The following is a 12,983-nucleotide window of genomic DNA, read 5'->3' as shown; positions in this document are numbered from 1 at the left end:
ACGAGGTATGAACAATGAAAATTTTAATGGTATTAACTTCTCATAGTGATCTAGGCGATACAGGCCACAAAACAGGGTTTTGGTTAGAAGAATTTGCTGCACCTTATTACACCTTTAAAGACGCAGGCGCCCAGTTGGTGTTAGCTTCACCATTGGGCGGGCAACCGCCGCTCGATCCAAAAAGTGCGCTGGAAGATTTTCAAACTGAGTTAACCCGCAGATTTAACCAAGATCAGATTGCGCAGCAAGCGCTGGCGAACACAGTTAAATTAGAGACAGTTAAGGCTGATGATTTTGATGCAGTGTTTTATCCTGGTGGCCATGGCCCACTGTGGGATTTAACCAATTCAGCCGATTCCATCAAATTAATCGAGGCATTTACGGCAGCAAATAAACCAACGGGTTTTGTATGTCATGCTCCAGCAGTGCTACGCCATGTAAGAGCCGCAAATGGAGAGCCATTCGTTAAAGGACGCCATGTGACGGGATTTACTAATGGTGAAGAAGCGGCGGTACAACTTACCGATGTCGTCCCTTTTCTTATTGAAGATGAATTTATTCGTCTTGGGGCACATTATCAAAAAAACCAAGATTGGGTGCCAAATGTGATTGAAGATGGCAAACTTATCACTGGACAAAACCCTGCCAGCTCCGAACCAGTTGCCTTGGCGCTGCTCAAACAATTGTCTTAACGAATAATAGCATTAAAGTGCTCGCCTCCAATCTGTTGGGGGCTTGTCACATTGTGCGCAGCGATTTTAACTCGCTTTGCCCCATCGCCAATTGACTGTCCATTGGGTGAGCATTTCTGTGTGCGAGTAGAGGGGGAATGTCCAAGTGCGAACATTCCATCCAATAATACCGAGCGATATTCAACTCAAATGTTCTAAGGGTAAGGTTACTTTGAAGATAGTGCCATTTTTTTCAGAGGACACAAAATCGATTTCCCCTTTCTGGATATGGGCCATTAATTGGGCTGAATAGGCCCCTAATCCAGTCCCGCCGCGTTTACCGTGGGTGACATGTTTTTCAAAGAGGCTATCGCGGATCTCCTCTGGTACCACGCTATCATTATGTATTTGGATAATCGCATGACCATCTACTTCTTTGAGTTCAGTGTAAACAATTTTATCTGTGCCTGAGGCTTCAATGGCGTTGCGCAGCAGGTTACTTAGCATGGTAAAACATAAGGACTCTTCTCCATTTACCGTTATGTTGTCTGGAGTATTGCAGAGCACTTTAATATGATTTTTCAGCCCATAGGCGCGGCCTTCTTTGACGACTCCTAGCAGGGTATCGACGATGTTGTAGGGGTGAGCTTGTAATTTGTAGGTCCCCATCTCCATTTTGTAGAGATCGAGGGAGCTATTTATCATGCTCAGCACCCTATAGGTTTCGGTGCGCATATCTTCAACTTTCATTCGCTGTTCAATCGCAAGCCAGCGATCATCAATTAACTCATCTGCGATGCCGATAAGTGCCGATAGCGGATTTTTAAGGTCATGGCGCGTCATATGCTCGATTTCTTCCCGCAGTCGGGCGTTATCCAGTACAGTATCGATTCTGTCTAACAATTCATCCCGTGAATGTTTCAAATTAATATGGGTATACACCCTTGCTTTTAACACTTCGGGTTGTGGTGGTTTGGTCACATAGTCAACCGCGCCAAGAGCGAAACCCTGTGTAATATCAACGGTTTCTGTTTTGGCGGTGATAAAAATAATCGGGATATGTTGGGTATTAGGGTCGGCCTTTAGGCGGCGGCAGACTTCGAAACCGTCCATTTCTGGCATCATCACATCGAGTAATATCAAATCGGGTGGGGTATCACTCTGACAAATTTTCAATGCTGCGGCACCACTGCGAGCGGCTTTAATCTTGTAATCATCATGTAAGAGTCCGACCAGAATATCGATGTTACTGCTGATATCATCAACAACCAGAATCAGTCCATTCTTTTTGTTCATTTCGGGTGCGGGTGAGTTAGGTCCTCTATCGGTATTTTCACTGAGTTCTAGCGCGGAGTCCCCATTAGTGATGTCATTCATGGGCGTATTGGCCGGGCGACTCAGCATGATCCGGACTTTTTTCTCAAGGCTGGCAAGATTAAAAGGTTTTACCAGAAATTGGTCGACTCCCTCGACAATTGCTGAGTTGACACTGTTGCGGTCGACAAGGCCTGTAACCAACATGAAGCGGATTTTCTTAAACTTATCGGTAGATCTGACCAATCGCAGTAGCTCAAGACCTGACATTCCCGGCATATTCCAGTCTGAAAGTATGCAGTCGATAGGTTGGCTGTCGAGTATATTGAGCGCCTCTTGACCGTTATCAGTAATAATGACGTTTTTAAAGCCCAGCTTATACAACCCATCCCTGAGCGTTTTTCGTACCAAATCCATGTCATCGACGATAAGAAATTTTTTTGATAAGTAATTATTCATTTTCCACACTTAGAGTAATGAAACTATGCTTAATTTAACTGGTGCTTAATACAAGGTTTGACTAGATGCCGTAGCGTAACTGTAAGAGTTAATAAAGATTTATGAATTGCTATTATTTTAGGACATAAATGAGTTGCCCACGTAAGGAAATAGAAAAATAAGCTTTAACCTAGGGGGACAACCCAGATGACATTGTCAAACGATTTAAGAACAGTGTTAATCGTCGATGATAGAACGGAATATATTGATATTCTTGGGCTGTATTGCAGCCTCAATCGGGTTAAAGCGGTTATCAATGATCAAAGTACGTTGAAAATTGCCGCTAAAATCCCGTCCCCAGATTTGACCTTCCTCGATGTCATGATGCCTGAGATGGATTCGAAGTGATAAATGCGCTTAAACAGGAGCCAAAAAACACGAGTATTCCAGTGATATTTGTGACCGCCAGCGGCGATATTGCCGATGAGCAGCGCGGCGTTGAGTTAGGCGCTATTGATTACATTTCAAAACCCATCAGTCCGCCGATTGTACTTGCTCGGATGCGTACCCATTTAGCGCTTTACGATCAAAAAAGGGAACTGGAAGAAAAGGTCAGAGAATGTACTCAGAACCTCACCGAAACCCGCCTAGAAATCATCAAACGTTTTGGACGCGCGGCCGAATTTCGGGATAATGAAACCGACATGCATGTTATTCGTATGAGCCATTTTGGCAAAAGCTCTGGTAATGCCAAAGGAGTGGTGCCAAAGGCTTGAAGAAGCGGTTCCTATACACGATATCGTACCCGACCGGATCCTGAAACCCGGAAGACTCGATAGTGAAGAATGGGAAATGATGAAACGTAATACCCTCTATGGTCCGAAATTCTGGGTGACCATAGTTCTGATATATTGGGGATGGCTAAGCTGATTGCTGTCAGTCACCATGAAAAATGGGATGGCAGTGGCTACCCTATGGCCTTTTAAGGAGCTGGACATTCCCTTAGAGGCAAGAATTGTGGCGCTTGCGGATGTGTTTGATGCATTAATGAGAGCGCCCTTACAAAAGCCCAGGACTGTCGAGCCGCTTTTAGACTATATCACTGAGCAATCGGGAAAACATTTTGACCCAGATTTAGTCGTGTTATTTAAGCGTATTTTGCCCCAGATATTACAGGTGAAATCTAAGTTTGCTGAGTCCTAAAGGACATTGGAAGCAAGACCGTATTAATCACCGATATATACGAGGCGTATTTTACACACTTAAGCTTCTCGGATAAAAAAGCCTATCGTCATCAATAGACCTATTAAAATAATTAACCCCCTTAATAGGGTATGGGGGATACGATAGGCCAAGGTCGCACCAAGGTAGCCACCAATGATTGCCATAAATGCGAGTAACAACAAATGCTGAGTATCGATAAGCCCGCCCCAGGCGTAAATCACCACGGCAATGGTGGTGAGTAGGGCGGAGAGTAAATTCTTAAGCCCGTTCATGCCATGTAATTGGGTTTGCCCGAGTAACCCGAAGGTTGCGAGTAAAATAATCCCTAATCCCCCGTTAAAATAGCCTCCGTAAATACAGACAATGCAGAGAGCAATCATTGCTGTCTGTGGTTTGACTGTACTAACACGGGTGAGGCTGGCATTGGCTAAACGTTTTTTTAGTAACCAAGGTCCGGCAATAAAGGCGAGTGTAGCCAACAAAATTAACCAAGGGACGAGATAAGCAAATACTTGCTCGCTGGTGCTTAGCAGAATCGCCGCGCCGAGGCATCCGCCAACTATCGTAATCAAGCACAGAGTTTTTAGGTTAAGATTTGCCGGATATTTAATCTCTTTTCGAAAACGCCAAGCACTGGCAAGGTAGCCAGGAAGCAGGGCGGCAGTGCCCGTAGCGTTGGCCATCAGTGGTGGCACGCCCACAAACACAAGGGCAAATAAGGTGATAAAACTGCCGCCGCCCGCCACCGCATTTAACATGCCGCCGAGTAAGCCTGCGAGGGCGATCAGTAACCAATCCATAGTAAATGCTCCGCTGCCATTGTCGTGTTGAACTAGCACGTCAATTGCTTATAAAAACATCACCTTAACAGTAAGTCACTCAGATGAAAAGCCAATAAAATTGCTGTAGTAGGTAAAGAACGATTGAAGGTCGCTTTATCTCTTAGCGTCAGTCTTCCAGTTCTGCGTGAAATAGCCCTGAATCAAAGATTACCGTCGCGGTGGCTAGGTTTTGATCGCTAAACACCTCTTCTCCCCAGCAATTTTGCCCACGCTCTTGATAGTACACATGGTAGCTGGCATTTGATGGCGCAGCGACGCAGTACCAACCATCGAAGGTATTCTTCCTAAAGTTCACCCAATATTGAGCATCTTGGTTTTTTATCCTTTGTCGAAGCAGTTCATCCTGCGACAGTAATGCCGCCAGCTCTTCCTTGGTGGTGATGGCATAGTCGGTTTTTATGCGCTCGATTAGGCGTTTAAGTTCATTCATAGGGAGAATTATTTCGTCAAAAACAGAGGACGTTAATCCATAACTGTATCAATAAAGCAAAGTTTATCAGTTGGATAACAACTTTCGGCGGAGACTCAGGAGCGATTTGTATATTAAAAAGCCCAGAACTAGTCTGGGCTTTATTCACGGGGAAATTAACCGAATTTGACTATCTTCGCATTTTTAAGAAGGTTTAAAACACCATCTCTGGTACATGCTCTGGTACGATTAATTTGCCAGCGGTTTTGCTAACAATTTCTTCAACGCTGACACCGGGGGCGCGCTCTAACAGATGGAAGGCACCATCTTTAATCTCGATAAAGGCTAAATCGGTGACAACACGTTTGATGCAGCCGTAACCTGTGAGGGGCAATTCGCACACGGGTAACAGCTTAGAGTTACCGTACTTATCGGCGTGCATCATAGTCACGATAATATTTTCTGCACCCGCCACTAAATCCATTGCGCCGCCCATGCCCTTGATAAGCTTGCCTGGGATCATCCATGAGGCGATGGAACCATTCACATCGACCTCAAAGGCGCCGAGTACGGTTAAGTCCACATGGCCGCCACGGATCATTGCAAAGCTTTCGGCGGAGGAGAAAAACGAGGCGCCTTTTACCGCGGTGACGGTTTGTTTGCCGGCGTTGATTAAATCCGGATCTATGGTTTCTTCCGTCGGAAACTCACCCATGCCGAGCAGGCCGTTTTCCGATTGCAGCATCACTTCCATACCAGCGGGAATGTAGTTGGCCACGAGCGTGGGAATGCCAATACCGAGGTTGACGTAGTAGCCGTCTTGTAATTCTTTGGCAACGCGCTGTGCCAGTTGTTCTCTTGATAATGCCATGATCTTTATCCTTCCTTTACCTAGAGTCGCTATTGGCCTCAATTTTTCGGTCTTTATTTAGGGCTTAGACTCTGTCGCTTTAGCTTGCGTTGTTAATCGTTAGCGTTTCTTATTTCGCCGCTTTTACCGTGCGCTGCTCGATACGTTTCTCGAACTTGCCTTGGATGACGCGATCAACATAAATGCCGGGAGTATGGATATGATCAGGATCGAGCTCGCCCGGCTCTACAATAAACTCGGCTTCCACTACCGTGATTTTGCCCGCAGTCGCCATCATAGGGTTAAAGTTAGCGGCGGTTTTGCGGAACACTAAGTTACCCATAGTATCGGCTTTCCAAGCGCGAACGAGGGCAAAATCGGCGGTCAGTGATTCTTCTAACACATAGTGACGGCCTTTGATTTCACGGGTTTCTTTACCTTCCGCCACGGGGGTGCCGAAGCCTGTGGCGGTGAAAAACGCCGGAATGCCTGCACCACCCGCGCGGATTTTCTCCGCCAGTGTGCCCTGCGGCGTTAAAATCACATTCAGTTCGCCCGAGAGCATTTGCTGTTCGAAGGTGGCGTTTTCACCCACGTAGGAGGCGATCATGGTCGAAATCTGGCGATGTTTTAACAATAAGCCCAGACCGAAATCATCCACACCAGCGTTGTTTGAAATGGCAGTTAAGCCCTTAACGCCCATCTTAACCATTTGATTGATTAAGCCTTCAGGAATACCGCACAGGCCAAAACCGCCAACCATAATGGTCATATCATCGGATAAACCTGTTAACGCTTCTTCATAGCTGCTGACGACTTTATTGAGTCCTGCCATTTTGATGTCCTTTTACTGTTATTCAGTCCCCAAGGCGCTAGGGATGTTTAGCGCCTCGACGCTTGAGTCTAGGCTTTGGCGCCCTGCAAGATTGCATTGGCGACTTTAGAGCCATTAAGACGATTTAATTGTTTGCTGATCCCAAAACCCGCTAATGCCAGTTTTTCTAAATCGATACCCGTCTTCAAACCGAGTCCGTGGAGCATATAAACCAAGTCTTCACTCGCCAGATTGCCCGACGCGCCTTTTGCATATGGGCAACCACCTAGGCCCGCTACGGAGGCGTCAAAGCTGCGCACGCCTAAGTCGAGGCAGGCGGTAATATTGGCTAATGCTTGGCCATAGGTGTCGTGGAAGTGCAGGGCGAGCTTTTCAACCGGTACTCGCTCCATCACTGCTTGCAGCATTTTACGGGCTTTTAACGGCGTGCCTACACCGATAGTGTCGCCGAGCGAAATTTCGTAACAGCCCATTTTGTAAAGGATTTCAGACACTCTTGCCACTTCGCTCGCCGCGATTTCCCCTTCATAGGGGCAACCTAAAACGCAGGACACATAGCCACGCACTGGGACATTGGCGGCTTTTGCCATGTCCATCAACGGGATAAAGCGTTCTATCGACTCTTCAATCGAACAGTTGATATTGCGTTGACTAAAGCTTTGTGACGCCGCACCAAAGATAGCGACTTCGGAAGCTTTTGCATCCAGCGCCTGCTCTAAGCCTTTGACATTGGGGGTGAGGGCGCTGTAAACCACGCCCGTTTGACGGCGAATTTGGCGCAATACTTCGCCGCTATCGACCATTTGTGGTACCCATTTGGGTGACACAAAACTGCCTGCTTCAATTCGCTTCACACCCGCATCGGCGAGGGATTCAATTAAGGCGACTTTGGCCTGTGTCGGGACGGCGGCCTCATTCTGCAAGCCATCACGGGGCCCCATCTCGAATAGGCTAACCCTATCCGAGCTGGCGCTTAACGAGGTCGCGCTTAAGTTCGAAAGGTCCAGAGCAGACATTTAGGCTTCCTCGCTCTGGGCTTTGGGCTCAACATGGAGCAGCACAGCGCCATCGCTCACTAACTCGCCCGCCTTAAAGTAGAACTCGGTAACGATACCGTCGAAGGGCGCTTCGATGGTGTATTCCATCTTCATCGCTTCCATCACCAGTAGCCCTTGTCCCGCCTTAACCTCAGCACCGACTTCCACTAAGTGTGTCACAACAGTGCCGTTCATTGGGGCTTTGAGCTTATCTTCATTGCTCGATTCTGCCTCAACCACTTGGGTTTTAACCGCCCTGAAGTGATAACTGCCTGAAGGTAAAAACAGCGTAAAATCATCGCCCTGAGCACTGACAGGCACTTTGCTCTTATGGCCGTTGATTTCGGCTAATAGTAGATCCTGCTTAAGCTCACCACTAAGGAACTTGCTGACATGACCTTCTTCCGTTGGCAGAGATAGCTGGTAGTGATCGCCAAAGTCTAACAATACCAATTGTTGTAACTCGTGGGCATCGTCGAGCAGGGCAATAGTATGCTGGCTAACGCTGTTGAGTCTAAAGCCACTGACTTGGCCCCAAGGCGAGTAAGGATCGGCGCTATTAATTGCCTGTGCCTTGGCGGCTTCTTTACGGGCAAGTACTTGATACAGCGCGGCAAAGGCGATAGCCGTATCGGTTTCGCTCGAAGCACTGCCAATTAGCGCATCGCCGTAACGGTTGATAAAGTCGGTGCTAAAATCTGCCTTTGCGAAGGCGGGATGCTCAGCAATATTGGCCAAAAATTCAATATTGTGTTTAAGCCCGCTGATTTGATAGGACTCGAGGGCATGCACTAGGCGTTGCAGCGCACGTGGACGCGACTCATCCCACACGATGAGCTTGGCTATCATAGGATCGTAGAAGTTACTGATCACATCGTTTTCACGGATGCCGGAGTCAATACGCACGTATTTGCTTTGCTCAGGCTCGCGCAGGAAGTTGAGCTTACCGCTGGCGGGTAAGAACTCATTTTGCGGATCTTCGGCGTAAATACGTACCTCAAAGGCGTGTCCATGGATACGCACTTCGTCCTGTTTGAGCGGTAAAGGCTGACCACTTGCGACCATTAACTGCCATTTGACTAAGTCTTGGCCCGTCACCATTTCGGTCACTGGATGCTCTACCTGCAGACGGGTATTCATCTCCATAAAGTAGAAGCTATTGTCTGTATCTAACAGGAATTCAACGGTTCCCGCACCGACATAATCGATGGCCTTAGCGGCAGCTACGGCGGCTTCACCCATTTGGGCGCGCAGCTCATCGCTTAAACCGGGGGCAGGGGCTTCTTCGACCACTTTTTGATGGCGGCGCTGAATCGAGCAGTCGCGATCCGATAAGTAAATCGCATTGCCAAAGGTATCGGCAAACACTTGCACTTCGACATGGCGGGGCTGGCGTAAATAACGCTCCATCAATAACTTATCGTTACCGAAGGAGGAGGCCGCTTCACGGCGCGCCGAGTTGATGGCGTCCATGATTTCGCCTTCGTGCTCAACGATACGCATACCTTTGCCACCGCCACCGTAGGCGGCTTTAATCAGCATGGGGAAGCCGATTTTTAAGGCTTCGGCCTTGAGTGTAGCGTCGGTTTGATCGTCACCATGGTAACCTGGCACTAAAGGCACTTGCGCCGCTGTCATAATGGCTTTGGCCGCGCTCTTGCTGCCCATGGCATCGATGGCATCGCTGCCTGGGCCAACAAATACGATTCCGGCTGCCTCACACTTGCGGGCAAAGTCGGCGTTTTCCGATAAGAAGCCATAGCCAGGGTGAATGGCTTGCGCTTGGGCTTTTTTGGCGATTTCAATAATCAAGTCGCCCTTGAGGTAAGAATCCGCCGGAGCGCTGCCACCTAAGTAAAACGATTCGTCGGCCATGGCAACATGGCGGGCGTTTTTATCGGCATCGGAATATAAGGCTACGGTGCGAACGCCCATTGCCTGCGCGGTTTTGATAATGCGGCAGGCAATTTCACCACGGTTAGCAATTAAAAGCTTAGTGAACATGCTATTAGTCAACATCAAAGAACTCCTTGAGTATCTGTTGGCGTGTGCCAGTTCGGCTGACGTTTCTCAAAAAAGGCGTTTAAACCTTCTTGGCCTTCATCAGATACCCGAATGCGGGCGATGCGCTCGCTGGTGTAATCAATTGTATCTTGGTTTATCACGCCATCTTCGAGGCGGGCGAGTAGGGTCTTTACCCATGCCATTCCCTGCGGACTGTTGGCCAGCAGCGCGGCAATAATGGGTTGGGCAGCGGCCGCTAAATCGTCGTTTATCTCATGGATAACATTGAGTTTGAGCGCCGTTTGCGCATCAAAACGCTCCGCGGTCAGCATATAGCGGCGTGAGGCGCGATTGCCCATGGCGCGGGCAACGTAGGGGCTAATCACCGCAGGGATCAGCCCTAGTTTGACTTCGCTTAAGCAGAAACTGGCGCGCTCGGTGGCGATGGCAATATCACTGGCGCAGATTAACCCAAGCGCGCCGCCAAAGGCTGCCCCTTGGACTAAGGCGATAGTGGGTTTTGGAAAGGTATCTAAATCCTGCATCAGCTTAGCCAGCGCCTTGGCGTCATTCAGATTTTGCTCAAAATCCATCTTGGCTTGTTTGCGCATCCAATTTAAGTCGGCGCCAGCGCTGAAGTTTTTGCCATTGGCTTTTAATACCAGCAGTTTGCAGTCTTTGTGCTCGGCAAAATAACCGAGGACGGCGATCATTTCGCTGATCATCACCTCATCGAAGGCGTTGTGCACTTCAGCGCGGTTAAGAATTAACTCGCCCACGCCGTTATTCAGCGCATAGCTGACGTGCTGCAAATTAGCTAAGGATTGAGTGCTAGTGTTCTGGTGTTGTGTGTCAGTCATTATTATTCCCGTCATAGTGATTCCCTCTATGAGTGATACGTAAGGCATCGCAAGATGCGTTACATACGGAAGACGCCGAAGCGGGTGTCTTCGATAGGGGCATTTAATGCGGCTGACAGGGCAAGGCCCACCACATCACGGGTTTGCGCCGGGTCGATAATGCCGTCATCCCACAGGCGGGCGCTGGCATGGTAGGGATGACCCTCTTTGTCGTACTGGGCAATAATCGGCGCCTTGAAGGCTTTTTCATCCTCAGCAGACCATTCTTCGCCCTTACGGGCTAAACCGTCGCGGCGCACTGTGGCTAATACACCCGCGGCTTGCTCGCCACCCATCACAGATATGCGCGCATTGGGCCACATCCACATCATGGTCGGTTCGAAGGCGCGGCCGCACATACCGTAGTTACCTGCGCCGTAGCTGCCACCGATAATCACAGTGAATTTAGGCACATTGGCACAGGATACTGCGGTCACCATCTTGGCACCGTGCTTAGCAATACCTTCGTGTTCGTACTTTTTACCCACCATAAAGCCGGTAATGTTTTGCAGGAACAGCAGCGGGATCTTGCGCTGGCAACACAGCTCGATAAAGTGCGCGCCTTTTTGCGCCGATTCGGAGAATAAAATGCCGTTGTTGGCCACAATTCCCACGGGATAACCGTGAATGCGGGCAAAACCACAGACCAAAGTCGCGCCATAGTTGGCCTTAAACTCATCGAAATCGGAGTCGTCGACGATGCGAGCGATCACTTCTTTCACATCGAAGGGCTTTTTCAAGTCAGTGCCGACAATGCCATAGAGTTCGTTGATATCAAACTTAGGTGGCTTAACTGGGCTCAGTAGACTGTTGATTTGTTTTTGATGATTCAGACGCAGCACAGCACGGCGGGCAAGCTCCAAGGCATGCTCATCGTTTTGGGCTAAGTGATCCGCTACACCTGAAATTTTAGTGTGTACATCGGCGCCGCCGAGTTCTTCGGCGCTGACTTCTTCACCAGTCGCGGCTTTAACTAACGGCGGCCCCGCTAAGAAGATAGTACCTTGTTCTTTAACGATAATCGATTCATCGGCCATGGCAGGTACATAGGCGCCGCCCGCGGTACACAGACCCATCACTACCGCAATTTGCGGAATGCCCTTGGCGGACATTTGCGCTTGGTTGTAAAAAATCCGGCCGAAATGGTCGCGGTCTGGAAAGACTTCATCCTGACGGGGCAAGTTAGCGCCGCCCGAGTCGACTAAATAGATACAGGGCAGATGGCAGCGGCTGGCAATCTCTTGTGCCCTCAAGTGTTTTTTGACCGTGATAGGGTAGTAAGTCCCGCCTTTGACCGTGGCATCGTTGGCGATAATCATGCACTCTACGCCGCTCACTCGGCCGATACCGGCGATAATCCCTGCGGCGGGCACTTCTTCATCGTAAACGTCGAAGGCCGCGAACTGTGACAGCTCTAAAAAGGGCGAACCTGCGTCGAGGAGTTTCTCAACTCGTTGACGAGGAAGGAGTTTTCCTCGGGCCAAATGGCGCTCAAGGGCAACGGGGCCGCCGCCGAGTTCAATTTTGGCGAGTTTGGTTTTAAGATCGGCCACTAGGGCGGCCATATCGTCGGATTTGGCTTTAAATTCATCGCTACGGGCGTTGATACGACTGCTTAATTGCGTCACTTTGATTGTCCTTATAAAGCGGTAACTCAGCATCAGTTGGCTCGGTGGGCGAAGGGGCATGAAGGCTTAAGCTCGTCATGCGCCGTTCGCCCTTGGCTGCTTATTTCGATTCGTTAAAGAGCTCGCGGCCAATCAGCATACGGCGAATTTCTGAGGTGCCAGCACCGATCTCATAGAGTTTGGCGTCGCGCAGTAAGCGGCCAGTCGCATACTCGTTGACGTAACCGTTACCGCCGAGCAATTGAATGGCATCCAGTGCCATTTTGGTTGCCAGCTCCGCGCTGTAAAGAATGGCGCCGGCGGCGTCTTTACGGGTGGTTTCACCGCGATCGCAGGATTTCGCCACGCTATACACATAGGCTTTAGCGGCGTTCATGCCGGTGTACATATCGGCTAATTTGCCTTGGACTAATTGGAATTCACCGATGGATTTACCAAATTGCTCACGCTCGTGGATATAAGGTACGACGATGTCCATACAGGCGTTCATGATCCCAAGCGGGCCGCCTGACAGCACGACGCGCTCGTAATCTAAGCCACTCATCAGCACTTTGACGCCATTGTTGAGGCCGCCGAGAATGTTTTCCTCTGGCACTTCGACATCTTCAAACACCAGTTCACAGGTGTTTGAACCGCGCATCCCCAGTTTGTCGAGTTTTTGCGCTTGACTGAAACCTTTAAAACCACGCTCAACGATAAAGGCCGTGATGCCGTGAGCGCCTTTGGTTAAGTCGGTTTTGGCATAAATCACATAGGTATTGGCATCGGGACCGTTGGTGATCCACATCTTGTTGCCGTTAAGGATATAACGGTCACCTTCTTTACGGGCATG

The 12,983-nt window shown here is 49.1% G+C and carries 14 protein-coding genes; 4 read left to right on the top strand and 10 right to left on the bottom strand.

The window, feature by feature from the left end; all coding sequences use genetic code 11:
• Nucleotides 1–14 precede the first annotated feature (14 nt).
• Nucleotides 15–692 (top strand): type 1 glutamine amidotransferase domain-containing protein, encoded by a 678-nt coding sequence (locus ACK5NH_RS09195; protein WP_416919433.1) that lies wholly within the window; start codon nucleotides 15–17, stop codon nucleotides 690–692.
• Nucleotides 693–872: 180 nt separating this feature from the next.
• Here ACK5NH_RS09195 and ACK5NH_RS09190 read toward each other — a convergent pair whose 3' ends face one another.
• Nucleotides 873–2,444 carry a response regulator gene (locus ACK5NH_RS09190; protein ID WP_416919431.1) on the bottom strand — a complete coding sequence of 524 codons (1,572 nt, stop codon included), beginning with the start codon at nucleotides 2,442–2,444 and terminating at the stop codon, nucleotides 873–875.
• 186 nt (nucleotides 2,445–2,630) lie between these two features.
• On the opposite strand from ACK5NH_RS09190, the gene ACK5NH_RS09185 reads away from it, so the two are divergent.
• The 3 genes from ACK5NH_RS09185 (at nucleotide 2,631) to ACK5NH_RS09175 (ending at nucleotide 3,626) form a co-directional block, all read left to right on the top strand.
• Entirely contained in the window at nucleotides 2,631–2,831 is a 201-nt protein-coding gene (locus tag ACK5NH_RS09185) for a hypothetical protein (protein WP_416919428.1), read from the top strand.
• Nucleotides 2,828–3,199: a response regulator gene (locus tag ACK5NH_RS09180; protein WP_416919426.1), complete on the top strand. Its 372-nt coding sequence runs from the start codon at nucleotides 2,828–2,830 to the stop codon at nucleotides 3,197–3,199. The genes ACK5NH_RS09185 and ACK5NH_RS09180 overlap by 4 nt, the downstream gene beginning before the upstream one ends.
• 187 nt (nucleotides 3,200–3,386) lie before the next feature.
• A complete protein-coding gene (locus tag ACK5NH_RS09175) occupies nucleotides 3,387–3,626 on the top strand; it encodes an HD domain-containing phosphohydrolase (RefSeq protein WP_416919424.1) in 240 nt (79 codons plus the stop codon).
• 59 nt (nucleotides 3,627–3,685) lie between these two features.
• On the opposite strand, the gene ACK5NH_RS09170 is transcribed toward ACK5NH_RS09175, so the two are convergent.
• The 9 genes from ACK5NH_RS09170 to ACK5NH_RS09130 all read right to left on the bottom strand — a co-directional run.
• On the bottom strand, nucleotides 3,686–4,447 hold the full coding sequence (locus ACK5NH_RS09170; RefSeq protein ID WP_416919422.1) for a sulfite exporter TauE/SafE family protein: 762 nt from the start codon (nucleotides 4,445–4,447) through the stop codon (nucleotides 3,686–3,688).
• Between the two features lie 148 nt (nucleotides 4,448–4,595).
• Nucleotides 4,596–4,919 carry a cytoplasmic protein gene (locus ACK5NH_RS09165; protein ID WP_416919420.1) on the bottom strand — a complete coding sequence of 108 codons (324 nt, stop codon included), beginning with the start codon at nucleotides 4,917–4,919 and terminating at the stop codon, nucleotides 4,596–4,598.
• Nucleotides 4,920–5,112: 193 nt separating this feature from the next.
• Nucleotides 5,113–5,769: a 3-oxoacid CoA-transferase subunit B gene (locus ACK5NH_RS09160; RefSeq protein WP_188870481.1), complete on the bottom strand. Its 657-nt coding sequence runs from the start codon at nucleotides 5,767–5,769 to the stop codon at nucleotides 5,113–5,115.
• Between the two features lie 109 nt (nucleotides 5,770–5,878).
• The gene (locus tag ACK5NH_RS09155) at nucleotides 5,879–6,583 is read right to left on the bottom strand and encodes a CoA transferase subunit A (RefSeq protein ID WP_133180461.1); all 705 of its coding nucleotides are present in this window, start codon (nucleotides 6,581–6,583) and stop codon (nucleotides 5,879–5,881) included.
• A 68-nt stretch (nucleotides 6,584–6,651) separates the two neighbouring features.
• On the bottom strand, nucleotides 6,652–7,599 hold the full coding sequence (locus ACK5NH_RS09150) for a hydroxymethylglutaryl-CoA lyase (RefSeq protein ID WP_416919417.1): 948 nt from the start codon (nucleotides 7,597–7,599) through the stop codon (nucleotides 6,652–6,654).
• Entirely contained in the window at nucleotides 7,600–9,639 is a 2,040-nt protein-coding gene (locus tag ACK5NH_RS09145; protein WP_416919415.1) for an acetyl/propionyl/methylcrotonyl-CoA carboxylase subunit alpha, read from the bottom strand.
• Nucleotides 9,639–10,484 (bottom strand): enoyl-CoA hydratase-related protein, encoded by an 846-nt coding sequence (locus ACK5NH_RS09140; protein ID WP_416919413.1) that lies wholly within the window; start codon nucleotides 10,482–10,484, stop codon nucleotides 9,639–9,641. Before ACK5NH_RS09140 ends, ACK5NH_RS09145 begins: the two co-directional genes overlap by 1 nt.
• Nucleotides 10,485–10,543: 59 nt before the next feature.
• Complete coding sequence (locus ACK5NH_RS09135) at nucleotides 10,544–12,151, bottom strand: carboxyl transferase domain-containing protein (protein WP_126512973.1); 1,608 nt, start codon at nucleotides 12,149–12,151, stop codon at nucleotides 10,544–10,546.
• A gap of 100 nt (nucleotides 12,152–12,251) precedes the next feature.
• A partial coding sequence (locus ACK5NH_RS09130; RefSeq protein WP_416919410.1) for an acyl-CoA dehydrogenase family protein occupies nucleotides 12,252–12,983 on the bottom strand: 732 nt, incomplete at its 5' end.

It is taken from the genome of Shewanella sp., assembly GCF_047975355.1.
Taxonomy (GTDB): Bacteria; Pseudomonadota; Gammaproteobacteria; order Enterobacterales; family Shewanellaceae; genus Shewanella.
This window is presented reverse-complemented; position numbering and strand designations above follow the sequence as displayed.